Source organism: Variovorax nivicola (genome assembly GCF_051216475.1).
Taxonomy (GTDB): domain Bacteria; phylum Pseudomonadota; class Gammaproteobacteria; order Burkholderiales; family Burkholderiaceae_C; genus Variovorax.
In genome coordinates this window covers 337,290-363,004 of sequence record NZ_JBPJZK010000003.1, presented here as the reverse complement: position 1 = coordinate 363,004, position 25,715 = coordinate 337,290, and the positions used below count along the sequence as shown (strand labels likewise).

The window sequence follows — 25,715 nt, the reverse complement described above, 5'->3', positions numbered from 1 at the left end:
TTCTCCCGGTTGGTGAGCGGCAGATTCTCGTTCAACGCGCGCAGCGCAGTGTCGTATCGTTGCGGGTGCATCGACTCTTGGTCCCTCCGCCCGACATGCTTTCCGCAACGCCTTGCGACAGTGCCACGCGCGCGCCCACCATTCCCATGGACAGCGTGGCCGTCGCCGACCTGCCGCGCAGCGCAAGTTCTCCGTTCTTCGAGCGCCTGCGCGCCACCGTCGGACAGGTCAACATGCGCACGCCCGACCCGCGACAGGCGGCGCGCTGGCACTCGCACACCATCGGCGGTGTCCGGCGGCGCCTTGCGCAACCCCTGACCTTCACGCCCTATGCGGCCGTTCAGCCCTGCTCGGCACGCTGCGGCTTCTGCTCGGAGAACCTTCGCAAGACCGATGGCGGTGTGCCGGCCTCCCGGCTGCGGCCCGACGGCACGTATTTCGATGGCCTTGCCCGTGCGCTGCGGGCCTTGCGCGGCGTGCCGCTCTCGTGGTCGCTCTCGGGCCTGGAAACCAGCGACGACGCCGGCTGGATGCTGCAACTGCTGGACACGCTGGCCGCCGCCGAAGCTGGCGACGGACCGTGCGTCGAAGACCGCGTGCTGTACACCAACGGCGCCGGCTTTGCCAAGGCGGGCGGAGCCACTCTGACGCGTGCTCTGCAGGACTTCGGCTTGAGTTGGCTCGAACTGTCCCGCCACCACCATGAAGGTGCAACCAACCAGGCCATCATGCGTTTCAGGCCCAGGCTGGAGATCGGCGACCAGACGGTGTTCGAGCGCACTGCACGGCAACTGGCCGACGCGATGCCGCTGCGCATGGTGTGCATTCTTCAGCGCGACGGCGTCGCACGGCCGCAGGACGTGTCGGCCTACCTCTCGTGGGCGCAGCAGCACTGCGGCGCCGGCACCATCGTCTTCCGGGAGTTCTCCCGGCTCGACGGCAGCTACCGCGACAACGCCACGGCGCGCTACCTGCACGCCCAGCGGGTGCCAATGGACGCGCTGCTGACGGCTTGCCTCGACGACACCGCCGTCTCGCGCGGCTGGACGGTCGAGAGCCTGACCGAGGGCTACTACTTCTGGAACCTGCGCCTGCGCACAGCGAATGGCTTGGCGGTGATCTTCGAGAGTTCCGACTACGGCGCGATGCACGCGCGCCATGCGACCGAAGACATCTACAAGCTGGTCTACTTTCCCGATGGACAGCTCTGCGCCGGCTGGGAGCCCGGGCGCGACGTGCTGCTCGACACCCGTTCGATTCAGGTGCATGCCCATGCCTAGCCCCAGCTGGCTGATGCTCGACCACGAGTCGCCGCTTCACCGGCTGCCCGACGACTTGCGCGCGCGCGACCCGCTGGGTGCACGCGACTGCGGGTGGGTCGAGCAGATGACCCCGTTCGTGCGCCAGTTCTCGCAGCGCGGGGACACGGTCTTCGATCCCTTCTCGGGCTTCGGCACGACCTTGCTTGCGGCGCACCTGGAAGACCGGCTGGCGGCCGGCTGCGAAGTCGACGCAGACCGGATCCAGCTCATCCGCGAACGGCTAGCGCGCCACGGCATCGGAGACGATGGCGTCACCCTGCTGCAGGGCTCATGCGACGCGCTCGACACCACCGCGCTGCAGCCCTTCGAGCTTTGCCTCACCAACGTGCCCTACTTCGGATGCCAGTGGTCGGGCGCCCCTGCGGCTTCGCAGCTCTACGACAGCCACAGCTATGCGCAGCACCTGGAGGGCCTGCGCAACGTGTTCCACGCCGTTCGCACGCGCTTGCGCGAAGACGGCCATTGCATTGCGATGGTGCAGAACATTCGCCTCGGCGAACGCGTGCTGCCCTTGGCCTTCGACCTCGCGCGCATCCTCGGTGCGCTCTTCACCATGGAGGAAGAGCGTGTGCTGATCTATCCGCATCAGGAGGAACAGACCGCCGACAGCGAAGCTTTCGCAGCACATACGGATCGCCGTCACGAGTACGCGCTGGTGTTCCGCAAGCAACGCGCCCGCATCGACCTGCAGGCCACGGCGCAGCTGCTCGACGGCCTACGCGCGCAGGGCCACGTCTTCACCCTGATCGGCAGCTTCGCGCGCTGGCTGCACGACCCGCGAGGCACACCGCCGGCCGATGCGGACATTCGCGTCGACCCCGATCCGCAGCGGCTGGACGCACTGCTGCATGAGCTACGCAACCAGGGCTTCGCGCTGACGAGCTGGGACGAACCCGTCGCCCTTCCCCTGCATTTCGAGAGCTACCGCGGGCGCTATTACTTCCGCGCGGAAAGAGTCGACAGCAGCGGCGCCATGGTGAGGCTGGACATCGGCTACGAAGAATAGAAGCAGGCAAGCTCAGAGCAGCCCCCCCATCTTCTCGGCCGCCGCCTTCAACGCGTCGATGCGCTTGACCGCATCGTCCATCGACATCCGCGCCGTGGGCGCATGCACCGCCAGCGCGGCACGCACCTCGCCCGCCGCATCGCGCACCGGCACGGCCACCGCCACCAGCCCGGCGATGAACTCTTCGCGGTCGCATGAGTAGCCGCCTTTGGCGATCGCCTCGCACTCGGTGCGCAGCGCATCGGCCTTGACGATGGTGTTGGCCGTCATGCGTTCCAGCGGCAGCTTGCCGATGAGCACATCGCGTTCCTTCTTCGGCATCTGCGCGAGAAACAGCTTGCCGCTGGCCGTGCAGTGCAGCGGCACGTGCGAGCCCACGTCGAGCGTCAGCCGCAGCGGCCATTGCGCTTCCACGCGGTCCAGATACAGCACCTGCGCGCCGTCGAGCGTGGTGAGGTTGCAGGTTTCACCCACCTGGCGCACCAGTTCCGACAGCACCTCGTGCCGCAGCCCGCGCACCACGCCGTGGTTCAGCGTGTCGAAGGCAAGTTTGCGCAGCGCAGGGCCGACGCTGAACGAGCGCTCGTCCACGTCGCGCGCCAGGAAGCCCGTGGCCAGCAGCTGGGTGCAGATGCGGTGCGCCGTGCCCTTGGGCAAGCCGAGCTGCGCGGCCAGTTCGGCGAGCGTGAGCGCACGGCCTTCGTTGGCCAGCAGCGCCAGCAGGCGCAGGCTGCGCTCGGCCGAGGAACCGGAGCCGGAAGCGGACTCAGGCTCCTCTGGAGAAATCACTGCGGAGATCACTGCGGCGGGCGTGCGCGCGGGACGGGGCATGCGGGTAAACCTTAAAAATGGAACATTGCGTTCCGAAAATCATTAGCCTAGGATGCGGCCGAGCGAAGCGATTGTTCCACTCCCGGACCCCGCAGGCCCCTACAGGACCCCCTTCATGCCTGAAGAAGAGTTCGACTACATCGTCGTCGGTGCCGGCTCGGCCGGCTGCGTGCTGGCTGGGCGGCTGAGCGAAGACCCGGCCACGCGCGTGCTGCTGCTGGAAGCGGGGCCTGCCGACCGCTCGCTGTGGATTCATCTGCCCATCGGCTACGGCAAGACGATGTGGAGCCCCACCTATAACTGGCGCTTCGAGACCGACCCCGACCCGAACATGAACGGCCGGCGCATCTACTGGCCGCGCGGCAAGACGCTGGGCGGATCGAGCGCAATCAACGGGCTGATCTACATCCGCGGCCAGCGCGAGGACTACGACCACTGGGCCGCACTGGGCAACGCCGGCTGGGGCTACGACGACGTGCTGCCCTACTTCATCAAATCAGAAGGCAACCAGCGCGGCGGCGACGCCTTCCATGGCGGCAGCGGCCCGCTGAAGGTTTCGGACATCGCCGCGAAGCATGAGCTGATCGAGGCCTTCATCGACGGCGCCGGGCAGACCGGCGTGCCGCGCACCGACGATTTCAACGGTGCCGCGCAGGAAGGCGCGGGCTACTACCAGCTGACCACGCACAAAGGCTGGCGCTGCAGCACGGCCAAGGCCTACCTGACGCCGGCCGTGAAGCGGCGGCCCAACCTGCGCATCGAAACCGAGGCGATGGCGCAGAAGCTGGTGTTCGATGGCCGGCGCACCGTCGGCGTCACGTACCGGCAAGGCGGCGAGCTGAAGACCGCCCGCTGCCGCGCCGAGGTGCTGCTGTCGGCCGGCTCGATCCAGTCGCCGCAGCTGCTGCAGCTCTCGGGCATCGGGCCGCGCGCACTGCTTGACCGCTTCGGCATTCCGGTCGTGCACGAGCTGCCCGGCGTCGGCGAGAACCTGCAAGACCATCTGCAAATTCGCCTTGGCTACGAGTGCACCAAGCCCATCACCACCAACGACCAGCTCAACTCCTGGTTCGGCCAGGTGGGCATGGGGCTGGAATGGCTACTGCACCGCACCGGCCCGCTGGCAGTGGGCATCAACCAGGGCGGCTGCTTCATGCGCGCGCTGAAGGACGACAACGGCAGGCCGGTGGCGGCCACGCCCGACATCCAGTTCCACGTCGCCACGCTCTCGGCCGACATGGCGGGCGGCAAGGTGCATCCGTACTCGGGCTTCACGATGTCGGTGTGCCAGCTTCGGCCCGAGTCGCGCGGCCATGTGCGCATCCGCTCGCTCGACGCGGCCGAGCCGCCCGAGATGCAGCCCAACTACCTCGCCACCGAGCTCGACCGCGCGACCACCGTGGCCGGCGTGAAGGCTGCTCGCGCGATTGCCGATTCACCCGCGATGCGGCCCTACGTCAAGCGCGAGGTGAAGCCCGGTCCCGATGCCGCGAGCGACGCCGATGTGCTGGAGTTCTGCCGCAACAACGGCGCCACCATCTTCCACCCCACCGGCACCTGCCGCATGGGCAGCGATGCGCTCGCGGTCGTCGATGCGCGGCTGCGCGTGCACGGCGTGGCGGGCCTGCGCGTGATCGACTGCTCGGCGATGCCGACGCTGGTGTCGGGCAACACCAACGCACCCGCCGTGATGATGGCCGAGAAGGCCGTCGACCTGATCAGAGAGGACGTGAGAGCGGCAGCCGCCGCGCACTGAGTTTTTGCAAAACCACGGTCCGCAGAGACCGCCACGACAACCTCATCGGAGACAACGACATGAGCGCAAGCGACGAGAAAGCGATTCGCAGGGTGGTGGTCTCGGCCCTGGTGGGTGCCACCATCGAGTGGTACGACTTCTTCCTGTACGGCGTGGTGGCCGGCATCGTGTTCAACAAGCTCTACTTTCCGGGCAGCGACCCGGTGGTGTCGACCTTGCTGGCGTACACGACCTTCGCGGTGGGCTTCGTCACGCGGCCGCTGGGCGGCGTGATCTTCGGCCACTTCGGCGACAAGATCGGCCGCAAGAGCATGCTCATCATCACGCTGATGATCATGGGCGTGGCCACCTTCCTCATAGGGCTGGTGCCCACCTATGCGCAGATCGGCATTGCGGCGCCATTGCTTCTTTTGCTGCTTCGCGTGGCGCAGGGCATCGGCCTGGGCGGCGAATGGGGCGGCGCGGTGCTCATGGCATACGAATACGCGCCGAAGGAAAAGCGCGGCTTCTATGCCTCGCTGCCGCAGATCGGGCTGGCCATCGGCCTGTGCCTGGCCTCGGGTGTGGTGGCGCTGCTGTCGTCGCTGCTGACCGACGAGCAGTTTCTCTCGTGGGGCTGGCGCATCGCCTTCCTGATCTCGGGCGCGATGGTGATGGTGGGCATGTACATCCGCCTGCACGTGAAGGAAACGCCGGAGTTCGCGGCAGTGAAGGCACGCAACGCCGAGCTGCGCATTCCGTTCATGGACATGATCCGGCGCTACCCGGGCAATGTGCTCAAGGGCATGGGCGCGCGCTACATCGACGGTGTGTTCTTCAACATCTTCGGCGTGTTTTCCATCAACTACCTCACGACCACCATCAAGATCAGCCGCACCGAGGCGCTGCTGGGCGTGATGGCCGCGGCGGTGGTGATGTGCTTCGCCATTCCATTCTTCGGGCGCATGTCCGACCGGCTGGGGCGACCGCGTGTATACATGTGGGGTTCGCTCATTACTGCCGTGTCGGCGTTTCCGGGCTTCTGGCTCATGACGCACAGCGGCGGAAACGTGCTGCTCATCTGGCTGTCGATCATCGTGCCCTTCGGCATCCTGTATGCATCTGTGTACGGGCCCGAGGCTGCCCTGTTCTGCGACCTGTTCGATGCGAAGGTGCGCTACACGGGCATCAGCTTCGTCTACCAGTTCTCGGGCATCTTCGCCTCGGGCATCACGCCGATCATCGCAACCGCACTGCTCAAGTCTGGCGGCGGCGAGCCATGGCAGATCTGCCTGTATGTGCTGTTCGCGGGTGTGGTGTCGGCGGTGTGCGCGTGGATGATCGGGCGGTCTGCCTCGCCGGCCGATGCGCCGGTGGCAGTGGCCTCGCGCTGACGGCGGAGCCTTCTTCCTTATGGGGCCCTGCCCATGGCGAGCGCGCGCATCACGGCTGCCGTGCGCGTCTCGACGCCCAGCTTCACGTACACATGCTCCAGGTGCTTGTGGACGGTGCGCGGGCTGATCTCCAGCAAGGCGGCGATCTCTGCGTCGGTCTTGCCGCACGAGAGCCAGTGCATGACGTCGCCCTCGCGGGGTGTGAGGCCGGCAGCCGGTGCTTCGGGCAGCGGCGCCTCGGCGCGGCAGGCCAGCCGGTACAGGAAGGCGACCGCTACCGCATGCTCCAGCCCCACGCGGCGGTAGTAGTCGGCCTGCTGCGTGGCGCGGCGGAACTCACGCCGGCCCAATGCCCTCGCCGCGACGCGGTGGGTCGTGCGCAAGCCATTGCTGCTGCCGCCGCTGACGCGATGCCGCACGGGCGAATGCCCTGACTCGAGCTGCTCCAGCAGGCGGAGTGCGCTCGCACGATCGTTGCGCGTCAGATGCGTCATAGCGGCACGCCCCTTTCACGATGCATACGCATTGCTGCGTATGGCGCCCGCTCGCATCGAGACACAGGATGCTCGCTGGCCCCTTGCCGAAATTCAGTATAGGCATGCATGGGCCGTGCAAACCGCTTGCCGGCGAAGGGGATACACATGGCCATCGACGAAACACGGCTTAACGCGTTCATGGGTAACTTCGTCCACGACATCGGCGCCGTGATGCACGCGGCAACCATCGTCGTGGGCGACCAGCTGGGCCTGTACAAGGAGATGGCCAAGGGACCCGGCACCGTCGAGGAACTGGCCAAACGCACCGAGACCGATCCGCGCTACCTGCGCGAATGGCTCTCGGCCCAGGCCGCGAGCGGCTACGTGGAGTACGAGCCTAAAGGCGAGCTGTTCTCGCTGACCGAGGAACAGGCCTTCGCGCTTGCCGAGGAAGGCAGCCCGGCCTTCGTGCCCGGCGCCTTCCAGATCGCGGTGGCGCAGTTCAAGGCCATTCCCAAGATGGTCCAGGCCATGCGCACCGGCCTGGGCATCGGGTGGCACGAGCACGATCCCGCGCTCTTCCACGGCACCGAGCGCTTCTTCCGACCCGGCTATGCAGCCAACCTGGTGAGCCAGTGGATCCCGGCGCTCGAAGGCGTCGAGCCCCTGCTGAAGCGCGGCGCGCGCGTGGCGGACGTGGGCTGCGGGCACGGTGCGTCGACGCTGCTGATGGCACAGGCCTATCCCGAGTCCAGCTTCGTCGGCTTCGACTATCACCTGCCTTCGATCGAGCATGCGCGCGAGACGGCGCGCAAGGCCGGCATCGACGACGAGCGGCGCCTGCGCTTCGAGGTCGCGAGCGCGAAGGACTTTCCGGGCAATGACTACGACCTCGTTGCGTTCTTCGACTGCCTGCACGACATGGGAGACCCCGTCGGCGCGGCGGCGCACGTGCGCGGCAGCCTGAAGCCGCAGGGCACGTGGATGCTCGTGGAGCCCTTCGCCAACGACCGGCTGCAGGACAACATGAATCCCGTGGGGCGGGTTTTCTATTCGGCGTCGAACTTCATCTGCACGCCGGCCTCGCGCTCCCAGGAAGTGGGCCTGTGCCTGGGTGCGCAGGCCGGCGAGGCGCGCCTTCGCGACGTGGCCGCGCAGGGCGGCTTCTCGCACTTCCGCCGCGCCAGCGAGACCCCGTTCAACCTGATCTTCGAAGCACGTCCGTGAGGACATTCAAGGAGCCACCATGTCACGCCAATACATCGACTGCCGCGAGTATCCGAGCACGACGAACTGCAGCGTTGCGCTCTCGGCCGACAGCGAGAGCGAACTGCTCGATGCTGCCGTGCAGCACGCCGTGGCCGTCCACGGCCATGCCGACACGCCGGAATTGCGCACGCAGCTGGCAAGCCTGTTCAAGACCGGCACGCCGCCGCTGCAGGCGCCCGCACAGAAGGTGCCGGCCTGACGATCTTGCACGGCGATGAATACCTTCGGGTGCTTTCGATAGGCGCCCGTCGATGAAATCCGGGTAACCCGGTTGAGCGTTGCCCTGCCCGCCAAGCGCACTTTCCGAAGTCGCGCTATGGTTCGCGCTGCCACCCACGGCGAACCAGAAAAAAGGCGGGGCCCATGATCGATCTCAACATCAACGGCCAGTCCGTTGCCCTCAACGCGCCCGAGGACATGCCCCTGCTCTGGGCATTGCGCGACATCGTCGGCCTGACCGGCACCAAATTCGGTTGCGGCATCGCGCAGTGCGGCGCCTGCACCGTGCACCTCGACGGCCAGCCCGTGCGCTCATGCGTGCTGCCGGTCGGCTCCATCGGCAAGAAGGCCGTCACCACCATCGAAGCCATCTCGCAGACGCCTGCGGGCAAGAGCATCCAGAAAGCCTGGCTCGACGTCGACGTGGTGCAGTGCGGCTACTGCCAGTCGGGGCAGATCATGTCGGCGGCGGCGCTGATACAGCGCACGCCGAATCCGAGCGATGCCGACATCGACCTAGCCATGTCGGGCAACGTCTGTCGATGCTGTACCTACTCGCGCATTCGCGCGGCCATCAAGCAGGCTGCCACCGGCAAGGCCGAAGTGCTGCAGTCGGTGGTCGCGATGCCGGCAAGGAGCGCATCGTGAAGGCCGCCGATACCGGTGGCATCAGCAGGCGCGCCGCCCTGCAGGCCGGCGGCCTTGCGCTGGCCTTCACCTGGGTCGGAGGCAGCAAGGCCTTCGCCGCGATCAGCCCCAGGCAGCAACCGGCCGACGCGGCCGCCGCACTCGCTGACGGCAACCCGGCATTCGCGCCGAATGCCTTCATCCGCATTGACGCCGATGGCGGCGTGCGCCTCGTGATGCCGATGGCCGAGATGGGCCAGGCGATCTACACCGGTTCGGCGATGCTGCTGGCCGAGGAACTCGGCGTCGAACTCGACCAGGTGCGCGTGGAGCATTCGCCGCCGAACGAGGCGCTCTACGGCATGCCGCTGCTCGGCGGGCAGATTACCGGTGGATCGACCAGCACGCGCGGCACCTACGGCGTGCTGCGTGAGGCGGGCGCCGTGGCGCGCACGCTGCTGGTGAGCGCCGCCGCCGCTCAGTGGAAGGTCGACCCCGCGAGCTGCACGGTCGCGCGCGGTGTGGTGAGCCATGCGGCATCCAACCGGCAGCTCGGCTTCGGCGCGCTTGCCGGTGCAGCGGCCAAGCTGCCGATGCCGGCCAAGGTGACGCTGAAGGAGCCGAAAGATTTCAAGCTCATCGGCCAGCCGCTGCGGCGCGTCGACTCGGCCGGCAAGGTCAACGGCACGACGCAGTTCGGCATCGACGTGCGCCTGCCGGGCATGAAGGTGGCAACGGTCAAGGCCAGCCCCACGCTCGGGGGCGTGCTGGCTTCGGTGGACGACAAGGCGGCGCGGGCGATTCCCGGCGTGATCGATGTGCTGCGCATCAAGGACGCGGTCGCGGTGGTGGGCGAGCATTTCTGGGCCGCGAAGCGCGGCCTCGATGCATTGAACATCCAGTGGACGCCGGGGCAGAACGCCACGCTCACCACACAGCAGCTGCGCGCGTCGCTGGCCAACGCGCTGGCAAAAGACAAGGCCATCATCGGCAAGGAGGCCGGCAAGCGGCCCGAGGGCACGGTGGTGCAAGCTACCTACGACCTGCCAATGCTGGCCCACGCGACCATGGAGCCGCTCAACACCACGGTGCACGTGCGGCCCGACCAATGCGAGATATGGGTCGGCACGCAGGTGCCTACGCGCTGCGTGAGCGCCGCGGCCAAGATCACCGGCCTGGCCGAAGACAAGGTCGTGGTGCACAACCAGTACCTGGGCGGCGGCTTCGGCCGCCGGCTCGAAACCGATTCGGTCGAACAGGCCGTGGCCTTCGCCAAGCAGGTGCCCTACCCGCTCAAGGTGGTGTGGACGCGCGAGGAAGACATCCGCCACGACATCGTTCGCCCGATGTACCACGACGACATCTCGGCCGTGGTCGACGGCGAGGGCCAGATCCTCTGGTTCGGCGACCGCATCTCGGGTGGCACGGTGCTGGGCCGCTGGGCCCCCGCCTTCATGGGCAAGGACGGCATGGACGGCGACCTGATCGAATGCGTGGCCGAGCCCTGCTACGACCTGCCGAACCTCAAGGTCGAGTGGGTGCGGCACGACATGCCGCCGGGCCTGAACGTCGGCTGGTGGCGCGGCGTGGGCCCGACGCACAACCTCTTCGTCATGGAGAGCTTCATCGACGAGCTGGCGCACCGCGCGAAGAAAGACCCGGTGGCCTATCGGCGCGCCATGCTGAAGAAGAACCCGCGCACGCTCGCGGTGCTCGACCTGGCGGCCAGCAAGATCGGCTGGGGGCAAGGTGCGCTGCCGGCGCGCGTCGGGCGGGGCGTGGCGGTGGGCGATGCCTTCGGCAGCCGCGTGTGCGCCATCGTCGAGGCCGAGGTCACGCCGCAGGGCGAAGTGCGCATGCGGCGCGCGGTGGTCGGGCTCGACTGCGGCATTGCGGTGAACGCGAGCTCCATCGAAGCGCAGATCCAGGGCGGGCTGCTGTTCGGGTTGAGCTCGGCGCTCTTCAGCGAGATCACGGTGCGTGAAGGGGCCATCGAGCAGAGCAACTTCCACGACTACCGGATGCTGCGCATCAACGAAGCGCCGCCGATAGAGGTGCACACCGTCAAGAGCGGCGAAGCCCCCGGCGGGCTCGGCGAAGTCGGCACGGCCATTGCCGCACCGGCGCTGGCCAACGCGATCTTCGCGGCCACGGGCGTGCGCCTGCGCGAGCTGCCGGTAAACCGCGCGCTGCTGGCGCAGGACAAGGAAGCGCTGAAGAAAAAGATTGCCGATGCTGGGCCCACCGGGCTCGGCGAAAGGAGCGCAGCATGAAGCGGCTTCTCCAACTTCTGGTGGCGGTGTTCGTCGTTGGCGCGGCGCTGTATTTCTTCCTGAACCGCACCGACAAGTCTGAAGGCGAGGCGCCGGTGCTGGCCGGCGCGCCCAGCGATGCGGCGCTGCTCGTGCGCGGCGAATATCTCACCAAGGCCGCCGACTGCATCGCATGCCACACGGTGCCCGGCGGCAAGGGGCAGCCCTTTGCGGGCGGCCTTCCCTTCGTGCTGCCATTCGGCACGATCTACTCGTCGAACATCACCGCCGACCCGGAAACGGGCATCGGCAAATGGAGCGACGACGACTTCGTGCGCGCGCTGCACGACGGCGTGCGCGCCGACGGCAAACGCCTGTACCCGGCGTTCCCGTACACCTCGTACACCACGCTGAGCCGCAACGACGTGCTCGCGATCAAGGCCTACATCTTCAGCCTGCCCAAGGTGAACCAGCCGAACAGGGAAGCCGACCTGGGCTTTCCGTTCAACCAGCGCTGGGCCATGGGCTTCTGGAATGCGGCCTTCTTCAAGAGCAGCCGTTTCGAGGCCGATGCGTCGAAGCCGCTTGCGTGGAACCAGGGCAAGTACCTCGCCACGGCGCTCGGCCACTGCGCTGAATGCCACACGCCGCGCAACTTTGCCTTCGCGATGGATGCGGGCAACAACCTCGCGGGCGAATCGATCCAGGGCTGGCGCGCCTACAACATCACGTCGGATGCGAAGAACGGCATCGGTGCATGGAGCGACGCAGAGATTGCCTCGTACCTGACGACCGGCCATGCCGATGGCCGCGGCTCGGCCTCGGGGCCGATGGGCGAGGCTGTGGAGCACAGCCTGCAGTACCTGAAGCCGGAAGACGCCTCGGCGCTTGTGAGCTATCTGCGCACGGTGCCTGCAAAGGCCGGCAAGGACCCGATCGAGGTCGATGCGAAGGCGCCATGGGCCGTGGCCGCGAGCGCGGCGGCGCCCGCCGCCAACACTGCCGAGGGCCACGAACAAGGCCTAAGGCTCTTCGCGGCAGCCTGCGCGAGCTGCCACCAGTGGAACGGACAAGGCCAGCAGACCGCCAACGCATCGCTGCTTGGAACGCGCGGCGTGAACGACCCTGACGGCTCCAACGTCACGCAGATGATCCTGCAGGGCGTGCGGATGCACGTGCACGACAGGGAGGTCTACATGCCGGCGTTCGGCAAGGCCTACACCGACACCGAAGTCGCGGCGCTGGCCAACTACGTCATCGCGCAGTTCGGCAACAAGCAGGGCACGGTGACGCCGGAATTCGTTGCAAAGCAGCGCACGCGCTAGCTGGATGGGGCGCAGCGCCGCATCTAAACTGAGGCCATGGATAGAACCCTGGAAGTCCAGCGCTGCCTGCAGCCCGTGGTCGAGCTTCGGAAAGAAGCCGCGTCGTACGCCTACTCCGTTCGCGCGCCACGGTCCAAGGGCGTGATACCGCCCAGCTCGTACCGCGACGGCGGCTTCGCCACGCTTGCCGACTGCCTGAGCGACGTAGCGCGGGCACTCGGCGGCGACTTCTCGCGTATCTACGTGCGGCTCGACGGCCTCTGCGTCGGGGAGCGCGACATCGCTGAACTGCGCCAGGAGCCGGAGAAGGTCGCGGCCGCGTTGCAGGCGGCCTGCGAACTCAACGTAGAGCCGTTGTCTGCGCTCGGCGAAGGCTGATCGCAATCACAAGACCCGCCGCTGCAGCACCTGCGCCGATGAGGAAGACGCCGCTGTAACCCGCCCGGTCGGCCAGCAGGCCGGCCACAGGCCCCGTCAGGCCGTAGGCGATGTCCTGGAATGCCGAGAACCCGCCAAGGGCCGTGCCGCGCAGATGCGGCTCTACAAGGCGCACGACCTCGCGCCCCATGGCCGGAAAGATCATCGAGCAGCCGAGCCCCGTGAGGAACGCACCGACGAGGGCAAGAACCGGATCGGCCGCGCTCCAGATCAGGACCTGCCCAAGCGTCTCGACGGCGAGCGATCCGATCGCCACGGGCAGGCCGCCCACGCGATCCGGCAGGTGGCCGAAGAGCACGCGAACCAGCACGAATCCGCTGCCGAAGGCCGTCAGGCCCAGCCCGGCATAGCGCCAGTGCTGATCCAAAAAATGGAGCGTGAAGAACGCTCCGATCGCAGCGAAGCCGATGCCCTGGAGGCAGACGATGGACCCATGCGGCCAGATCCTGCCGATCACGCTCCAGAACGGCGGGCGCTCGGCGCCGGGGTGCGGGGCAACGCCGGCGATGCGCCAGATGGCCAGCAACCCGAGGCAGGGCAAGACAGCGCTGACGCCCATCGCGCCGGCAAATCCGAACCGATCGAGCAATGCCAGGCCGATCGGCCCACCGACCGCGAGCGCGCCGTAGATGGCTGCGCCGACCAGAGCCAGCACCTGCCCCGAGCGCGCCGGGCCGACAAGGCCGATGCCCCAGCCGATCACGCCGACCGCAACAAGGCTCTCGCCAAGCCCGATAAGCAGCCGGCCGGCGATGAGGACAAGAAAGGCCGTCCACGGCGCCAGGAACGACAGGCCTGCGACCAGCGAGACCAGCGCCCCGGCTACATAGAAGGCCAGCCCGCGCGCCACCGCGACCTTGGTCCCGCTACGGTCCGAAAGGCTGCCGGCATGCGCCCGGCTGACGACGGTGGCGAGAAAGGCGATGCCGACGCCGAGCCCGGCCCACACATTGCCGAGCCCCAGCCGCCCGGTCACGAAGATCGGCACGATGGGCAGGGACATGCCAACGCAAAGATAGGAAATGAAAAGGACGGCCGTCAGCAGCAGCAGGCGGCCCTGCGCCGGGTGGCGCGTCGTTGATGTTGGCTGTGTCGATTGGGAAGTCATGGTGTTGTCCAGGTTGTTCCTCCATCGACCTGAGCGCGCCAGCGAACGCACTCCGATCGACAAGGATCGTTGAGTGCGTTGCTTGACGTCAGACGCTTACGGCCAGTGCGACTGGCACTGCGGACGCTGTGTCCGCGCTGGTGTTGTTGTCAGCCGAGCCGCATCGACAGCTCGACGTCTTCGCCGAACGGCGTAGACATGTAGCCCGCCCCAGGCGAACGCACCTGCGCCAGGTACTCAGGGCTGTAGTCGGCGTTGTCGGCGACGATGAAAGCGCCCGGCCTGAGGCGGCTTTCGACCAGCTCCAGGATCTCGGGATAGAGCGCTTTGGCGCCATCGAGCAGCAGCAGGTCGATCGATTCCGGGAGATCAGTGCTCAAAGTCTGGAGCGCGTCTCCCTCGCGGATTTCGACCAGGTCATCGAGGCCGCCTGCCGACAGGTTCTGGCGAGCCCGCGCCACCTTGGAGGGCTCGAACTCGGTGGTGATGAGGCGCCCGCCGCCGTTGTCCCGAAGGGCCGCGGCGAGGTGCAGCGTGGAGATGCCAAACGAGGTTCCGAACTCGACGACGGTTCGCGCGCCGCTGTTGCGCGCCAGCATGTAGAGCAGCGCGCCGGTCTCGCGCGAGACCGGCAGCGGAACGTCTTTCAACTTTGCGTAGAAGTCGAGGTAGTCGGTCTTGCTGCGCATCAGGCGCATGCGCTCTTCGGTGGAAAGATCGGCGACCGCGGAACTCATCGCGGGCGATGCAGCAGAGGACTCTTCAAACAGGCGCTCCAGCAAGGGTGCGAGCGGTGTGGTGGTCAGGGTTGTCACAGGGGTCTTCGTGTTGGAGTGAACGAGTGCTCATAATATGAAGGAACATTCACATTTCCTATTCGCGTTGCGAGCCCCACCGATGACCGAACGCAAAAGCGCACCGATCTCCTCTAGAAGACAGCCCAAGCAGGCCCGCTCGACCGGGCTCGTCGCCACGATCCTCGAAGCTGCCCTTCAGGTTTTGGCGAAGGAAGGCGCAAACCGCTTCACCACCACGCGGGTGGCCGAGAGAGCCGGCGTCAGTGTGGGGTCGGTGTATCAGTACTTTCCGAACAAGGCGTCGATCCTCTTTCGCCTGCAAAGCGATGAATGGCGGCAAACGACCGAAATGCTCTGCGGCATCCTCGAAGACGCACAAAGGCCGCCGCTGGAGCGGCTGCGCATGCTGGTGCACGCCTTCATCCGCTCGGAGTGCGAAGAGGCCGGAATGCGCGTGGCGCTCAGCGACGCCGCCCCGCTCTACCGCGATGCGCCCGAGGCGCATGAGGCACGGGCCGCCGGAGACCGCACCGTGCAGGCCTTCATGCAAGAGGCCCTGCCCGACGCCTCCGAAGCCACGCGCGCATTGGCCGGCGACCTGATCACGACGACGTTCAGCGCGGTGGGAAAGCAGTTCTCGGAGAGCCCGCGAACCGACGCGGAGATCGAGGCCTATGCCGATGCCATGGCCGACATGTTCTGTGCCTACCTCCAAAGCCTCGGACACAGGCATGGAGATGGGCAAGAGAAGCGCCCGCGCCGCTCAACGCGTCGTTGAATCCCCCGGCCGCACCATCGTCGCGGCCAACGCGCCCACGCGCCGCAGCGCATGGCGATGCGCGTCGTCCCAGAGGCCGGCCAGTGCCAGCCGGATGCAATTGCGGAAGTGATTCGTGGCACTGAACATCGTGCCCGGAGAAATGACGATGCCCTCGGCAAGGCAGGCCTGGAACAGCGCAAGCGAATCGACGCCTTGCGGCAGCTCGACCCACAGGATGAACCCGCCCGGCGGATCGGTAACGCGCGTGCCCTTCGGAAAGTGCTGCGCGATCAGCCCCCGCACCTCGTCGACGCGTGCCGCGATGGTCGCGCGCATCTGCCGGTAGTTGGCCTCGATGCCCGGCTGCGTCATCAGGTCGGCCATCGCGCGCTCGAGCATCGCCGACTGGCTGCCGCTGGTCACCTGCTTCATGCGCGCCACCTTCGTGCCCCAGCGCCCCGCATCGACCCAGCCCAGCCGCAGCCCGGGCGCAATGGTCTTGGAGAAGGAGCCGCACATCATCACGTGCCCCGTCGTGTCGAACGAGCGCACGGCGCGGCGCTGCTCGTCCTGCTCGGCGAGGTCGTTGTAGATCACGTCCTCGATCAGCGGGATGCCCCGCTCGGCAACCATCTGCGCGAGGCGCCGACGCTCGGCAGTGGGCATGCTCGCGCCCATCGGGTTCGAGAGCGTGGGCACGGCAAGCACGGCCTTCACCGGCTGGGTGTCGAAGGCCAGCCGCAGCGCGTCCAGCGAGAGCCCGGTGCGCGGATGCGTCGGTATCTCGAGCGCGCGCAGGTGCAGGTCTTCGAGGATCTCCAGAAAGCTGAAGAGCGTCGGCGATTCGAGCGCGACCACGTCGCCGGGCGTCGTCACGGCCCGCAGGCACAGCGCGATCGATTCGAGGCAGCTGTTCGTCACGATGACGTCGCGCGCGTCGAGCTGGCAGCCCATGCGCAGCGCGTGGCGCGCGACCGCGCGGCGCAGGCTCTCGTCGCCGGAGCCGATGGTGTACTGGGTGAGCGTCGCGCGGTGGCGCTGCACGGCGCGGCTGACGGCGCGGCGCACGCGCTCCTCGGCGAACAGGTCCGGGCTCGGGCATACAGCGCCGAAAGAGACGTAACCCGGATCGTGCGCCAGCTGCATCACGCGCGCCGCGAGCGAGCTGACGTCCACCGCCATGGAGTCCGGGGGCGGGTTGGAGGCTTCGGGCTCGGGCGGTCTCGGCGGGCGCGCCGCGACGAAGTAGCCCGAGCGCGGCCGCGCCACGATCAGGCGCGAGTCCTCCAGCATGCGGTAGGCCTGCACCACCGTGCCCAGCGAAACGCTGTGGTGGCGCGCCAACTCGCGCACCGACGGAATGCGCTCGCCTCGCGCGAGCGTGCCGGCACGGATCGGCATGGCGATCGATTCGGCGATCTGCAGGTACAGCATTTCGGCGTGGTCGTGCTCGGGCATGGCGCATTCTGTACCGGTGCGTCGCAGACCGACAGGTACAGACGGGGCCCGTAGCGACTGGCACAGATGCGCTTGTGCCCACGCTGTACTACATCAGATGGCTCATGCCTGTGGCTGTGCGACACGGGGCCCGATCTTTACCGTCGAGTCCATGAACACACACACCCAAACCCCATCGTCCGGAACACGCCACGGCGCTTCCGCCCCGTCTCTCATGACGCTACCCATCGGCGAGGCGCGCACGCTGCGCCACCGCGCCGGCGCACGCCTCGAAGTGACGAGCGGCCGCGTGTGGCTCACCGAACCCGGCGACCTCGACGACTACTTCGTCGCCAGCGGCGAATCGCTGCTGCTGCACCACAACGGGCCGGTCGTGGTCCAAAGCGACGGTGCAAGCGACGCGGTGCTGCGCATCGTCGCCACATCTTCCTCACGGAGGCTGCCATGGTCCCCCTGACCGATCTGGCGATCTTTGCCGGTGCGGTGGTTCTGCTGGCCATCACGCCCGGGCCCAACATGGTGTATCTGATCTCGCGGTCGATCTGCCAGGGCCGCCAGGCCGGCTTTGTTTCGCTGCTCGGCGTGCTCGCCGGATTCATCGCGCACATGATGGCGGCCGCGCTGGGCTTGTCTGCGCTGTTCGTGACGGTGCCTCTGGCGTATGAGCTGCTGAAGTGGGTGGGCGCCGTGTACCTGGCGTATCTGGCCTGGCAAGCCGTGCGGCCCGGCGCGCGCTCGCCGTTCCAGGGGCGGGAGCTGCCGCATGACTCACCCCGCAAGCTCTTCGTCATGGGGCTGCTGACGAACCTGCTGAACCCGAAGGTCGCGTTCTTCTATCTCTCGCTGTTCCCGCAGTTCATTTCGCCGGAGCACGGCTCCTTGTTCGCGCAGAGCCTGATCCTCGGCGCCACGCAGATCGCGATCAGCTTCGTCGTGCTGCTGGCCATGGCGATGTCTGCCTCCAGCATTGCCGGATGGTTCGAGCACAACCCGCATTGGCTGGCCGTGCAGCGCTATGCGATGGGCTCGGTGCTGGCCGGCCTGGCCGCACGCCTGGCGGTCTCTCAAAAGCCAGGCGCATAGCTCGCCTTGCGGCCGGATCTTTGTATCCGCCACGAATCATTGGTTACTTTCAGACGCAGTTCAGGGTAGACCTGCGTCAGGCGGCGCTGCGCCTGTAGTGCCGTAGGCCTCAGTACGCAGCCTCGGGACGGGCTTGGTGCTCCCGTCTCTCGCCAATCGCCCCCTCAGGGGGTACCCGCTTTCAGGCATATCGCCAGCGTGTACGCGTACTTACATTTTTGACTTGTAAATGGAAAACGACGGAACGCGCAGGCGCAAGAGAGAGCGCACCTGCACACGGGAGCCTGCCTGTCAGGTAACAACAAACGAACAAATTGAAGCCATGAACAAGATTTTTCGCACCCTCTGGAATCCCACGCTCGGCACTTGGGTAGCCGCCCCCGAAACCTCGCGTGGCCACGCGCGATCGGCCAGACTGGGCGAACTGGGGGCCGTCGCCGTCGCGGCGCTGCTCCTGGGCACCGGGCCGGCGATGGCTGCCGGCGGCGCTGGCGGCCAGCCCATCGGAGACACGTCGCTGCACGCCGGCGCGGGCGGCAGCAACGGCAGCGGTGGCAGCGGCGGGCTCAACGACACCACGGTGGGTGCGAACGGCGGAGCCGGCGGATCGTCGACCGATGCCGGCGTCACGGCGGGCTCCGCTGCCAACATCGGCTCCTTCGCCGGCGCCACCGCGGGCACGGGCGGCGCGGCGGGCACGACCAGCAACGTCGTCAGCCCCGGCGTGCTGCAAGGCGACAACGGCGGCGCGGGCCAATCGCAGACCGGCGACGCCACCAGCGGCAACGGGTACGGCGGCGGTGGCGGCGGCGGATTCCAGGGCTCGTCGATTGGCAGCGCCGTTACTTCCTCTTCCGACAGCTACACCGGCGGCACCGGAGGCCTGGGCGGCAACGGCTATTGGGCCGCTGGCGGCGGCGGCGCGGGCGGGTTCGGCTCCATCCTCATCGGCCCCACCGGCAACTACACGGCCTCCGGCAGTTCCACGGGCGGCGCGGGCGGCAACGGCGGCGATGCCTTCTCGCAAGCCGGTGGCGGCGGCAGTGGCGGCGGTGGGTTCTTCCTGAACGCCACCACGTCGGGGCTCACGTTCACCAACAGCGGCACCATCGCGGGCGGTGTGGGTGGCACCGGCGGATCAGAATTGCTGCCGGCGCGCAGCAACGCATCGGGCGGCGGCGGCGGGGCCGGCGGCAACGGCATCACGCTCGCAGGCAGCGCGGTGTCGGTGACCAACACCGGCACGGTCACCGGTGGCGCGGGGGGTGCAGGCGGAGCCGGCGGCGGCGGCGCGGGCGGCACCGGTGCGCCGGGAGCTGGCGGCGACGGCGGCACCGGCCTGTGGGCCACGGGCGCCAGCGCAACGATCACCAACAGCGGCACCATCGCCGGCGGGGCCGGCAGCACCGGCGGAGCCAACAGCAACGGGGGCGCGAGCGGCGCCAACGGCGTTGGCGGCGTGGGCGTGATGGGCGCCAACCTCACCATCGCCAACAGCGGCGCCATCTCGGGCGGCCTGGGTGGCGACGGCCTCACCCGTGCATCGGCCGTGGAATTCACCAGCGGCAGCAACAGCCTGACCCTGAACGCCGGCGCGGCGCTGACGGGCGCCGTTGCCATCGACAGCGGCGCCACTGCCAGCGTGATTGCCGGCGCCGACGGCCTGAGCCTGAGCAATGCCCTTCTGCTGGGCGGCACCGGCACCATCAACACCAACGGCCACGACATGGGCTGGTCGGGCCCGATCTCGGGCGCCGGCGATCTGGTGAAGAGCGGCGCGGGCACCCTGACCCTGGCCGGCGCCAACATCTACACCGGCGCCACCAACGTCGCCGCCGGCACCTTGCGCGCTGGCGCGGCCAACACCTTCAGCAGCGCCAGCGCCTTCACGGTCGCATCGGGCGCCACGCTCGACCTGGCCGGCCGGAGCCAGACCATCGCATCGATGGCCAACAGCGGCACCGTCTCGCTGGTGGGCACCGCACCCGGCACCACCCTCACGGTGACCGGCCCGTGGGTGGGCAGCGGCGGCATGCTGCGCCTTGGCACCGCGCTGGGCGACAGCAGCAGCGCGAGCGACCGGCTGATCCTCAGCGGCAGCACCGCCATTGCCAGCGGCACGACCAACATGCAGATCACCAACCTCGGAGGCCTGGGCGCGCTGACCAGCGGCAGCGGCATCGAAGTCGTCAGCGCGCTGAACGGGGCCACGACCACCGCCCAGACCACGAAGAGCGCCTTCGCCCTGGCAGGCGGCCACGTCGATGCCGGCGCCTACGAGTACCGGCTGTACGCCGCCGACGCGAATGGCGCGGGCGAGAACTGGTACTTGCGCTCCACAGCCACCGTCACTCCACCGGCCGGTGGCGGCGGCGTGACCGTGCCCACCTACCGCACCGAAGTACCGCTCTACGCCGCGCTGCCCGAGCAGTTCCGCCAAGCCAACCTGTCGATGCTGGGCAACATGCACCAGCGCGTGGGCGACGACGGCACGGCCGGCGCCAACACCGCCAGCCCCGACCAAGGCTACCGCCAGGCCTGGGCCCGCATCATCAGCACCGACCGCACCATCAGCCAGAGCGGCACCGTCAGCCCCACCAGCAAGGGGCGCCTCACGGGCTTCCAGGCCGGCACCGACCTGTGGGCCGACGCCAACTGGCGCGCCGGCGTCTACGTCGGCCAGCTCGACGGCGACATGAGCGTGACCGGCTTCGCACGCGGCATCGTGAACTACGCAGCCGGCTCGAACGACCTGCGCAGCCAGTACCTGGGCGCCTACGCCACATGGAAGAACGACAGCGGCCTGTATGTCGACGGCGTGCTGCAAGCCGGGCGCCACCGCTACACGGTGTCGCCCACGCTGGGCTTCGGCAGTTCCGGCAAGGGCAGCAGCCTGCTGGCCTCCATCGAGGTGGGCCAGGCCTTCAGCATTGCCCCGGGCTGGACCATCGAGCCCCAGCTGCAGCTGGTGCACCAGCGCGTGAGCCTCGACGACGGCAGCATCGCCGGCGCCCTGGTGCAGCAAGACAGCCACAACGGCTGGCTGGCGCGCGCGGGCGTGCGGGTCAAGGGCGAGATCGCCACATCCGCCGGCCTGCTGCAGCCCTATGTGCGGGCCAATGTCTACCGCAGCAGCAGTGGCACCGACGTCAGCCGCTTCATCGGTCCGGCGGCGTACACCGACATCGCCACCCGCACGGGCGGCACGAGCACCGAGCTCGCGGTGGGCGCCACGCTGCAAGTGACGCCAAGCACGAGCGTGTATGCGGAACTGGGCAAGCTGTGGGACTCGGGAGGCGCAACGCGCACGAAGAGCGGTGTCAACGGCAGCGTGGGCGTGAAGATCCGCTGGTGAGGCGCGGCGTCAGTGCGACCCGTTGTCGCGGTCCGCACGAACCGTTTCGACGACTGACAGCACTGCGTCGATCACCGCTGCCGGGTCGTCGAACTGGATGTCGTGCCCAGCGTTCGGCAACAGCCGGTGCGTGCTTCGCGAGGACCATGTCGCCATGTCCTCGTGCAGCTTCTCCCAGATGGCCTGCACCTGTTTGCCCTGCTCTGGCGTGATCTTCATTCCCCGGAGTTCCGCCTCGGTGTAAGGCGCCATCGCGGTGAGCACCACCAGCGGGCGGCTGCCCAGATTCCGGAAGGCGCTGGCCTCGGCGAGCGAGGCATCGGTCGCATCGCTCTCCACCAGTTGCGTGACCATCGATTTCGGTGCAAAGGCGCGAACCGCCTGCGCATCGCGCGCCGTCTGGTTCGGCGCCTGCGGCAAGAGCGAGGGAGCCGCCGCGCGCAACAGGCCAGACCACGCCAGCCACACGGCGATGCGGGAGCGCAGCGAGCGCGTTTCCGTCATGAAGGCCGCGACACGCGCGACCTGGTCCGGATGCGACGGGTCGACAAGAACCAGCCCCGCCACCTCGGCGCCGAAGTACTGCGTGAAGCTCGTCGCATAAAGGCCGCCCAGCGACTGGCCGACCAGCACGAAGGGGCCGTGCTCGCCCGCGCGGGTCAACGCCTCGTGAAGGTCTTGCGCCACCTGCCTTGCGCTGTAAGGCTCGTCCGAAGCGTCGCTCCACATCAGGCCCGCGCGGCTGTACGAGCACGCACGCGTGTGTGCCGCGATCTTCGACTGCACGGCCGACCAGCTCAACGAACCGTCGACGCTCAACCCCGCCTCGAACACGACGGTGGGCGAGCCGTAGCCCCGGCAGTCCAGCTGGATTTTTCGCCCGCCGATGTCGACCATCTTCCCTGGCGCGGGAAAGTCGCGCGCCGCGCGGTAGCGGCCGACCTGCTCGTACACGACGCCCACGAGGACGACCAGCGCGACGATTGCCGTGCTCCAGAGAACGATGCGCATCACCAGACTTTTGAACGAGAGCTTCACTGATCCGGATAGTGCCACCGCCGCACCGGCCCCGGAACAAAGGCATTGGTGCGCGCGATGTACTCGCGGTATGCGGGGCGACGCTCGCCGATGTCGGCCTCGAGCATGCGCACGCCCGAAACCTTGAGCAACAGCCACGTCATGAGCAGCGGCGACACCACGCCCCACGCGCCGCTCCACCCTGCCCCGCCCACAGCCATGAGCCAGATGCCCCACCAGACACAGGCCTCACCGAAGTAGTTGGGGTGCCGCGTGTAGCGCCACAGGCCGCGGTCCATCACCTGGCCCGCATTCTTCGGGTCGGCCCTGAAGCGCGCCATCTGCGCATCGCCGATGGCCTCGAAGAAAATGCCGAACAGCGCCAGTGCTGCGCCCAGCACGTCGAACAATCCCAGCGGCCGTGCCGCAGCCATGCCCGGCAGAAACGGCGCGGAGACGATCCACGCCAGCACCGCCTGCAACGCGAACACGAGGTACAGGCTCCTGAGGCCGAAGTTCGGCTGATTGCGCGCGCGAATCGTCTGGTAGCGCCGGTCTTCACCGTGGCCCCAGTTGCGCCAGGTGATGTACAGGCACAGCCGCACTGCCCACGCTGCGCCAAGCACCGCCATCCACAACCCGCGCACCGTGTGCACCGGCAGCAGCGCGAAATACACGAGGCCCGCGCCCACGATGAAGACCGGCCACATGCGGTCGATAAGACTCGCGTCGTGCCGCACGAGGCTCACCGCCCACGTCAGCAGCGCCAGCGATGCGGTCCATGCCAGGCCCGCCAGCGCTACCTCCGCCGTGCCGCTCATGCCCTGCGCTCGAACAGGTAGTGGCTCACCCACCAGCGCTGCCCATGGTCGAAACCGAACAGCTCCGCCACCGACATGAAGAACAACCGCCAGCGCGTCCACCACACATTGGCCTCGGCGCCATAGGTGGCCTGGAACAGCGGACGCAGCGCGTCGCGTCGCTCGTCCATGTTGCGCAGCCAGGCCTCGGCCGTGCGCTGGTAGTGACTGCCTTCCCAGCGCCAGCGGCGCAGCAGCCGCAAGTCGTCCTGGCAGTGCAGCGCCAGATCGTCGCTGGGCATCATGCCGCCGGAGAAAAAATACTTGCTCATCCAGTCGCTCGGGTCGCGCACCTCGAACGGGTACGGCGCCTCGCGATGAGCAAACACATGCATGAAGAAGCGCCCCCCGGGCTTGAGCCAGCGCGCCACATTGGCAAAGGCCTGCGGCCAGTTGCGCAGATGCTCGAACATTTCGACGGACACCACGCGGTCGAAGCGCTCGTCGGTGTCGAAGACGTTGATGTCGCGCGTCAGCACGCGCACGTTGCCCAGCCCCCGCTGCGCCGCCTGCGTCTCGATGTACTCGCGCTGCGAATTCGAGTTCGACAGCGCCGTGATCCGGCTGCCCGGATAGCGCTCGGCCATCCACAGCGTGAGCGAGCCCCAGCCACAGCCCAGCTCCAGCACGTCTTGCCCGTTGCCCAGGCCGGCACGCTCGCAGGTGGCGGCCAGCGCGGCGGACTCGGCATCTTCCAGCGTGCGGGTGCCCTCGGGCCAGTAGCAGCTGCTGTACTTGCGGTGATTGCCCAGCACCTCGGCGAAGAAGGCGGCGGGGACTTCGTAGTGCTGTTCGTTGGCCTTCTCGGGCAGGGGCGCCAGGTTCGCTGCGCCCATGCGGGCGACGAAGTCTTGCGTTAGATCGGCCACTGCCAGGGCGTTGCCGGCGTGCAGTTCGGTGAGCCGGTCTTTCAGCAGGCGGCGGATGCCCTGGCGGACGACAGTGTCGGGTACCAGGCCCTTTTCGACCCAGCGGATGGCGAATGCGATGTCCTGCGGCATGTGCGGGTTCCTCGTTGAGGGGCACGTCGGAGTGTGTGCCGTAGGTGCGTGTACGCGGCTGAATGAGTTTTGGATGAGCCTTTGTCAATTGTGGGCATCAGCACCAAGAGCGGTCGTTCGGGATCGGGCTCCGCCCCCTTCAGACTGGTTGCCGTCGTTCGATGGGGTGTGCGCGGATAGGTACTATCGGCCACAACCTGCCGCTCGCCATGCCGGCACAATGCAGCCCGGATTCGGACATTCTGTGTGGCATGGACAAAGGAACGCTCGATGGTGAAGGTGGAACTTGAGGTTTACTCTGACGCTCCGAATCAAGCCGTTGTTCAAGCACCTGGTCGTAGTTTTCCGGGCTCTGTAATTCAAGGTGATTCACTGGCAAATCTTTGTGCGGATGCGCAACGGCTTTCTCTGTGGATCAAGGTGAACAGCGATGCGAATGACGATGTGCGTTGGCTGGCACAAGGGCTTCAAGAGGCTCTTCTCTCCCGCCTGCTCCACTATCAGACGGTGTTGAAGGAAAACGGAATCGATCTGCCATACATGAAAGCCGCTGCGCGTTCGGATCTAGTTGTCTTGACCGAACAGGAAAGAGGCGGTGATCATTGACGGCCACTGGCGTCTGGATTTGGCCCGGCGCCGTCAACGGTGCTCCGGCCACAGTCGGCCGGAAGCCGGCGTTCAACAAAAGAATCACAAGATGGCTGAGTATGAAGTGCAAGGCGAGTGGATGGTGTCTCTGCCACCCAAACATCAAGTTCTTTTCCTGACGGCACTCAGTCACACTTTGACCGTCGCCGGCCGTGATAGCTACGTCCCTCAGACCGCAGAGCTGGAGCACCCCACTCATCTTCGCCGGATCAACGAGATTCAACATCGTGTCGCAGCTTGTACGTATGAGCTTCTAGTCAATGTTTCGACAGAGAGTTTTCGGCGCTCCAATGCCCAGTTGGTGCTCGAACAATCCGACCAAAGGCTGCTGGGGAACATGCAATGGGCGTGGCGCACCGCCAAAGAGAGAGTGTCGATGTCCACATGGAGCTTGTGCTGAGAGTGAGCCCTTTCTTGTTTTGCCATAGCCGTTTCGAGACAGTTCCCGCGGTTCTTTTCGGCCGATTCTGTTGAAAAACTCGAGTGGTGCTACCGGACATTCAAGACTTCATGCGAAATACGTCGAATAAGGTGACACGGACGCGCCGAACATGGCTTGAACGGACAGGCTATGTTCTAGCCGGCGTTGGCATCTTGCTGCTGATACTGCTTAGCGTTGTCCTACCGATCAATCTCTTCGGTGGAGAGCATCATTACTACCGTGTAGCGCCCGCCGAGAGCAGTTGGATCATGGCAGTAGCTCTCTCTGTGCTCGGAATTTTGCTAGTGCTGAT

24 protein-coding genes are annotated in these 25,715 nt (G+C 67.2%); 16 read left to right on the top strand and 8 right to left on the bottom strand.

The window, feature by feature from the left end; all coding sequences use genetic code 11:
• Positions 1–95 precede the first annotated feature (95 nt).
• Complete coding sequence (locus ACSFBF_RS14370) at positions 96–1,280, top strand: hypothetical protein (protein WP_435468017.1); 1,185 nt, start codon at positions 96–98, stop codon at positions 1,278–1,280.
• Positions 1,273–2,328: a DNA methyltransferase gene (locus ACSFBF_RS14365; RefSeq protein ID WP_435468015.1), complete on the top strand. Its 1,056-nt coding sequence runs from the start codon at positions 1,273–1,275 to the stop codon at positions 2,326–2,328. The genes ACSFBF_RS14370 and ACSFBF_RS14365 overlap by 8 nt, the downstream gene beginning before the upstream one ends.
• Before the next feature lie 12 nt (positions 2,329–2,340).
• Here ACSFBF_RS14365 and ACSFBF_RS14360 read toward each other — a convergent pair whose 3' ends face one another.
• On the bottom strand, positions 2,341–3,159 hold the full coding sequence (locus ACSFBF_RS14360) for an IclR family transcriptional regulator (protein ID WP_435468013.1): 819 nt from the start codon (positions 3,157–3,159) through the stop codon (positions 2,341–2,343).
• 115 nt (positions 3,160–3,274) lie between these two features.
• Here ACSFBF_RS14360 and ACSFBF_RS14355 point away from each other — a divergent pair, with 115 nt between their 5' ends.
• Positions 3,275–4,915 carry a GMC family oxidoreductase gene (locus tag ACSFBF_RS14355; protein WP_435468011.1) on the top strand — a complete coding sequence of 547 codons (1,641 nt, stop codon included), beginning with the start codon at positions 3,275–3,277 and terminating at the stop codon, positions 4,913–4,915.
• 59 nt (positions 4,916–4,974) lie between these two features.
• Positions 4,975–6,288, top strand: coding sequence for an MFS transporter (locus tag ACSFBF_RS14350; protein WP_435468009.1), 1,314 nt, complete (start codon positions 4,975–4,977; stop codon positions 6,286–6,288).
• 17 nt (positions 6,289–6,305) lie between these two features.
• On the opposite strand, the gene ACSFBF_RS14345 is transcribed toward ACSFBF_RS14350, so the two are convergent.
• Complete coding sequence (locus ACSFBF_RS14345; protein WP_435468007.1) at positions 6,306–6,782, bottom strand: helix-turn-helix transcriptional regulator; 477 nt, start codon at positions 6,780–6,782, stop codon at positions 6,306–6,308.
• A gap of 147 nt (positions 6,783–6,929) precedes the next feature.
• Between ACSFBF_RS14345 and ACSFBF_RS14340 the strand changes: the two genes are divergently transcribed.
• From ACSFBF_RS14340 to ACSFBF_RS14315, 6 genes are all read left to right on the top strand, one after another.
• Positions 6,930–7,991, top strand: coding sequence for a class I SAM-dependent methyltransferase (locus tag ACSFBF_RS14340; protein ID WP_435468005.1), 1,062 nt, complete (start codon positions 6,930–6,932; stop codon positions 7,989–7,991).
• A 19-nt stretch (positions 7,992–8,010) separates the two neighbouring features.
• Complete coding sequence (locus tag ACSFBF_RS14335; RefSeq protein ID WP_093059467.1) at positions 8,011–8,232, top strand: DUF1059 domain-containing protein; 222 nt, start codon at positions 8,011–8,013, stop codon at positions 8,230–8,232.
• Between the two features lie 164 nt (positions 8,233–8,396).
• On the top strand, positions 8,397–8,900 hold the full coding sequence (locus ACSFBF_RS14330) for a (2Fe-2S)-binding protein (RefSeq protein ID WP_258353721.1): 504 nt from the start codon (positions 8,397–8,399) through the stop codon (positions 8,898–8,900).
• Entirely contained in the window at positions 8,897–11,152 is a 2,256-nt protein-coding gene (locus ACSFBF_RS14325; protein ID WP_435468003.1) for a xanthine dehydrogenase family protein molybdopterin-binding subunit, read from the top strand. The genes ACSFBF_RS14330 and ACSFBF_RS14325 overlap by 4 nt, the downstream gene beginning before the upstream one ends.
• Positions 11,149–12,456, top strand: coding sequence for a c-type cytochrome (locus ACSFBF_RS14320; RefSeq protein WP_435468001.1), 1,308 nt, complete (start codon positions 11,149–11,151; stop codon positions 12,454–12,456). Before ACSFBF_RS14325 ends, ACSFBF_RS14320 begins: the two co-directional genes overlap by 4 nt.
• A 36-nt stretch (positions 12,457–12,492) precedes the next feature.
• Positions 12,493–12,834, top strand: a complete 342-nt coding sequence (locus ACSFBF_RS14315) for a hypothetical protein (RefSeq protein WP_435467999.1) — start codon at positions 12,493–12,495, stop codon at positions 12,832–12,834.
• Here ACSFBF_RS14315 and ACSFBF_RS14310 read toward each other — a convergent pair.
• Both ACSFBF_RS14310 and ACSFBF_RS14305 read right to left on the bottom strand, forming a co-directional pair.
• Complete coding sequence (locus ACSFBF_RS14310; RefSeq protein WP_435467997.1) at positions 12,797–14,002, bottom strand: MFS transporter; 1,206 nt, start codon at positions 14,000–14,002, stop codon at positions 12,797–12,799. The genes ACSFBF_RS14315 and ACSFBF_RS14310 overlap by 38 nt on opposite strands.
• 149 nt (positions 14,003–14,151) lie before the next feature.
• On the bottom strand, positions 14,152–14,817 hold the full coding sequence (locus ACSFBF_RS14305) for an O-methyltransferase (protein ID WP_435467995.1): 666 nt from the start codon (positions 14,815–14,817) through the stop codon (positions 14,152–14,154).
• 82 nt (positions 14,818–14,899) lie between these two features.
• Between ACSFBF_RS14305 and ACSFBF_RS14300 the strand changes: the two genes are divergently transcribed.
• On the top strand, positions 14,900–15,577 hold the full coding sequence (locus tag ACSFBF_RS14300; RefSeq protein ID WP_435467993.1) for a TetR/AcrR family transcriptional regulator: 678 nt from the start codon (positions 14,900–14,902) through the stop codon (positions 15,575–15,577).
• Here ACSFBF_RS14300 and ACSFBF_RS14295 read toward each other — a convergent pair.
• Positions 15,563–17,017: an aminotransferase-like domain-containing protein gene (locus tag ACSFBF_RS14295; protein ID WP_435467991.1), complete on the bottom strand. Its 1,455-nt coding sequence runs from the start codon at positions 17,015–17,017 to the stop codon at positions 15,563–15,565. The genes ACSFBF_RS14300 and ACSFBF_RS14295 overlap by 15 nt on opposite strands.
• A 214-nt stretch (positions 17,018–17,231) precedes the next feature.
• On the opposite strand from ACSFBF_RS14295, the gene ACSFBF_RS14290 reads away from it, so the two are divergent.
• The 3 genes from ACSFBF_RS14290 (at position 17,232) to ACSFBF_RS14280 (ending at position 21,455) form a co-directional block, all read left to right on the top strand.
• The gene (locus ACSFBF_RS14290; RefSeq protein ID WP_435467989.1) at positions 17,232–17,474 is read left to right on the top strand and encodes a DUF2917 domain-containing protein; all 243 of its coding nucleotides are present in this window, start codon (positions 17,232–17,234) and stop codon (positions 17,472–17,474) included.
• Positions 17,462–18,100, top strand: coding sequence for a LysE family translocator (locus ACSFBF_RS14285; RefSeq protein ID WP_435467987.1), 639 nt, complete (start codon positions 17,462–17,464; stop codon positions 18,098–18,100). Before ACSFBF_RS14290 ends, ACSFBF_RS14285 begins: the two co-directional genes overlap by 13 nt.
• 322 nt (positions 18,101–18,422) lie before the next feature.
• Positions 18,423–21,455: an autotransporter outer membrane beta-barrel domain-containing protein gene (locus ACSFBF_RS14280; RefSeq protein ID WP_435467985.1), complete on the top strand. Its 3,033-nt coding sequence runs from the start codon at positions 18,423–18,425 to the stop codon at positions 21,453–21,455.
• Positions 21,456–21,464: 9 nt separating this feature from the next.
• Here the strand turns inward: ACSFBF_RS14280 and ACSFBF_RS14275 are convergent, their stop codons facing one another.
• From ACSFBF_RS14275 to ACSFBF_RS14265, 3 genes are read right to left on the bottom strand one after another with little or no spacing between them, the layout of a single operon-like run.
• A complete protein-coding gene (locus ACSFBF_RS14275; RefSeq protein WP_435467983.1) occupies positions 21,465–22,466 on the bottom strand; it encodes an alpha/beta fold hydrolase in 1,002 nt (333 codons plus the stop codon).
• A gap of 23 nt (positions 22,467–22,489) precedes the next feature.
• Entirely contained in the window at positions 22,490–23,293 is an 804-nt protein-coding gene (locus ACSFBF_RS14270) for a DUF1295 domain-containing protein (protein ID WP_435467981.1), read from the bottom strand.
• Positions 23,290–24,333 (bottom strand): SAM-dependent methyltransferase, encoded by a 1,044-nt coding sequence (locus ACSFBF_RS14265; protein WP_435467979.1) that lies wholly within the window; start codon positions 24,331–24,333, stop codon positions 23,290–23,292. Before ACSFBF_RS14265 ends, ACSFBF_RS14270 begins: the two co-directional genes overlap by 4 nt.
• Before the next feature lie 270 nt (positions 24,334–24,603).
• On the opposite strand from ACSFBF_RS14265, the gene ACSFBF_RS14260 reads away from it, so the two are divergent.
• Positions 24,604–24,939: a DUF6959 family protein gene (locus tag ACSFBF_RS14260; RefSeq protein ID WP_435467977.1), complete on the top strand. Its 336-nt coding sequence runs from the start codon at positions 24,604–24,606 to the stop codon at positions 24,937–24,939.
• The gene (locus ACSFBF_RS14255) at positions 24,929–25,381 is read left to right on the top strand and encodes a hypothetical protein (RefSeq protein ID WP_435467975.1); all 453 of its coding nucleotides are present in this window, start codon (positions 24,929–24,931) and stop codon (positions 25,379–25,381) included. Before ACSFBF_RS14260 ends, ACSFBF_RS14255 begins: the two co-directional genes overlap by 11 nt.
• Positions 25,382–25,715 lie beyond the last annotated feature (334 nt).

Excerpts from the sequence above, each read along its gene's own strand:
- ACSFBF_RS14340 (WP_435468005.1), top strand. The coding sequence starts at position 6,930 with ATGGCCATCGACGAAACACGGCTTAACGCGTTCATGGGTAACTTCGTC.
- ACSFBF_RS14300 (WP_435467993.1), top strand. The coding sequence starts at position 14,900 with ATGACCGAACGCAAAAGCGCACCGATCTCCTCTAGAAGACAGCCCAAG.
- ACSFBF_RS14265 (WP_435467979.1), bottom strand. The coding sequence starts at position 24,333 with ATGCCGCAGGACATCGCATTCGCCATCCGCTGGGTCGAAAAGGGCCTG.
- ACSFBF_RS14275 (WP_435467983.1), bottom strand. The coding sequence starts at position 22,466 with ATGCGCATCGTTCTCTGGAGCACGGCAATCGTCGCGCTGGTCGTCCTC.
- ACSFBF_RS14360 (WP_435468013.1), bottom strand. The coding sequence starts at position 3,159 with ATGCCCCGTCCCGCGCGCACGCCCGCCGCAGTGATCTCCGCAGTGATT.
- ACSFBF_RS14290 (WP_435467989.1), top strand. The coding sequence starts at position 17,232 with ATGACGCTACCCATCGGCGAGGCGCGCACGCTGCGCCACCGCGCCGGC.
- ACSFBF_RS14260 (WP_435467977.1), top strand. The coding sequence starts at position 24,604 with ATGGTGAAGGTGGAACTTGAGGTTTACTCTGACGCTCCGAATCAAGCC.
- ACSFBF_RS14270 (WP_435467981.1), bottom strand. The coding sequence starts at position 23,293 with ATGAGCGGCACGGCGGAGGTAGCGCTGGCGGGCCTGGCATGGACCGCA.
- ACSFBF_RS14330 (WP_258353721.1), top strand. The coding sequence starts at position 8,397 with ATGATCGATCTCAACATCAACGGCCAGTCCGTTGCCCTCAACGCGCCC.
- ACSFBF_RS14350 (WP_435468009.1), top strand. The coding sequence starts at position 4,975 with ATGAGCGCAAGCGACGAGAAAGCGATTCGCAGGGTGGTGGTCTCGGCC.
- ACSFBF_RS14315 (WP_435467999.1), top strand. The coding sequence starts at position 12,493 with ATGGATAGAACCCTGGAAGTCCAGCGCTGCCTGCAGCCCGTGGTCGAG.
- ACSFBF_RS14280 (WP_435467985.1), top strand. The coding sequence starts at position 18,423 with ATGAACAAGATTTTTCGCACCCTCTGGAATCCCACGCTCGGCACTTGG.
- ACSFBF_RS14370 (WP_435468017.1), top strand. The coding sequence starts at position 96 with ATGCTTTCCGCAACGCCTTGCGACAGTGCCACGCGCGCGCCCACCATT.
- ACSFBF_RS14345 (WP_435468007.1), bottom strand. The coding sequence starts at position 6,782 with ATGACGCATCTGACGCGCAACGATCGTGCGAGCGCACTCCGCCTGCTG.
- ACSFBF_RS14285 (WP_435467987.1), top strand. The coding sequence starts at position 17,462 with ATGGTCCCCCTGACCGATCTGGCGATCTTTGCCGGTGCGGTGGTTCTG.
- ACSFBF_RS14365 (WP_435468015.1), top strand. The coding sequence starts at position 1,273 with ATGCCTAGCCCCAGCTGGCTGATGCTCGACCACGAGTCGCCGCTTCAC.
- ACSFBF_RS14320 (WP_435468001.1), top strand. The coding sequence starts at position 11,149 with ATGAAGCGGCTTCTCCAACTTCTGGTGGCGGTGTTCGTCGTTGGCGCG.
- ACSFBF_RS14335 (WP_093059467.1), top strand. The coding sequence starts at position 8,011 with ATGTCACGCCAATACATCGACTGCCGCGAGTATCCGAGCACGACGAAC.
- ACSFBF_RS14355 (WP_435468011.1), top strand. The coding sequence starts at position 3,275 with ATGCCTGAAGAAGAGTTCGACTACATCGTCGTCGGTGCCGGCTCGGCC.
- ACSFBF_RS14295 (WP_435467991.1), bottom strand. The coding sequence starts at position 17,017 with ATGCCCGAGCACGACCACGCCGAAATGCTGTACCTGCAGATCGCCGAA.
- ACSFBF_RS14310 (WP_435467997.1), bottom strand. The coding sequence starts at position 14,002 with ATGACTTCCCAATCGACACAGCCAACATCAACGACGCGCCACCCGGCG.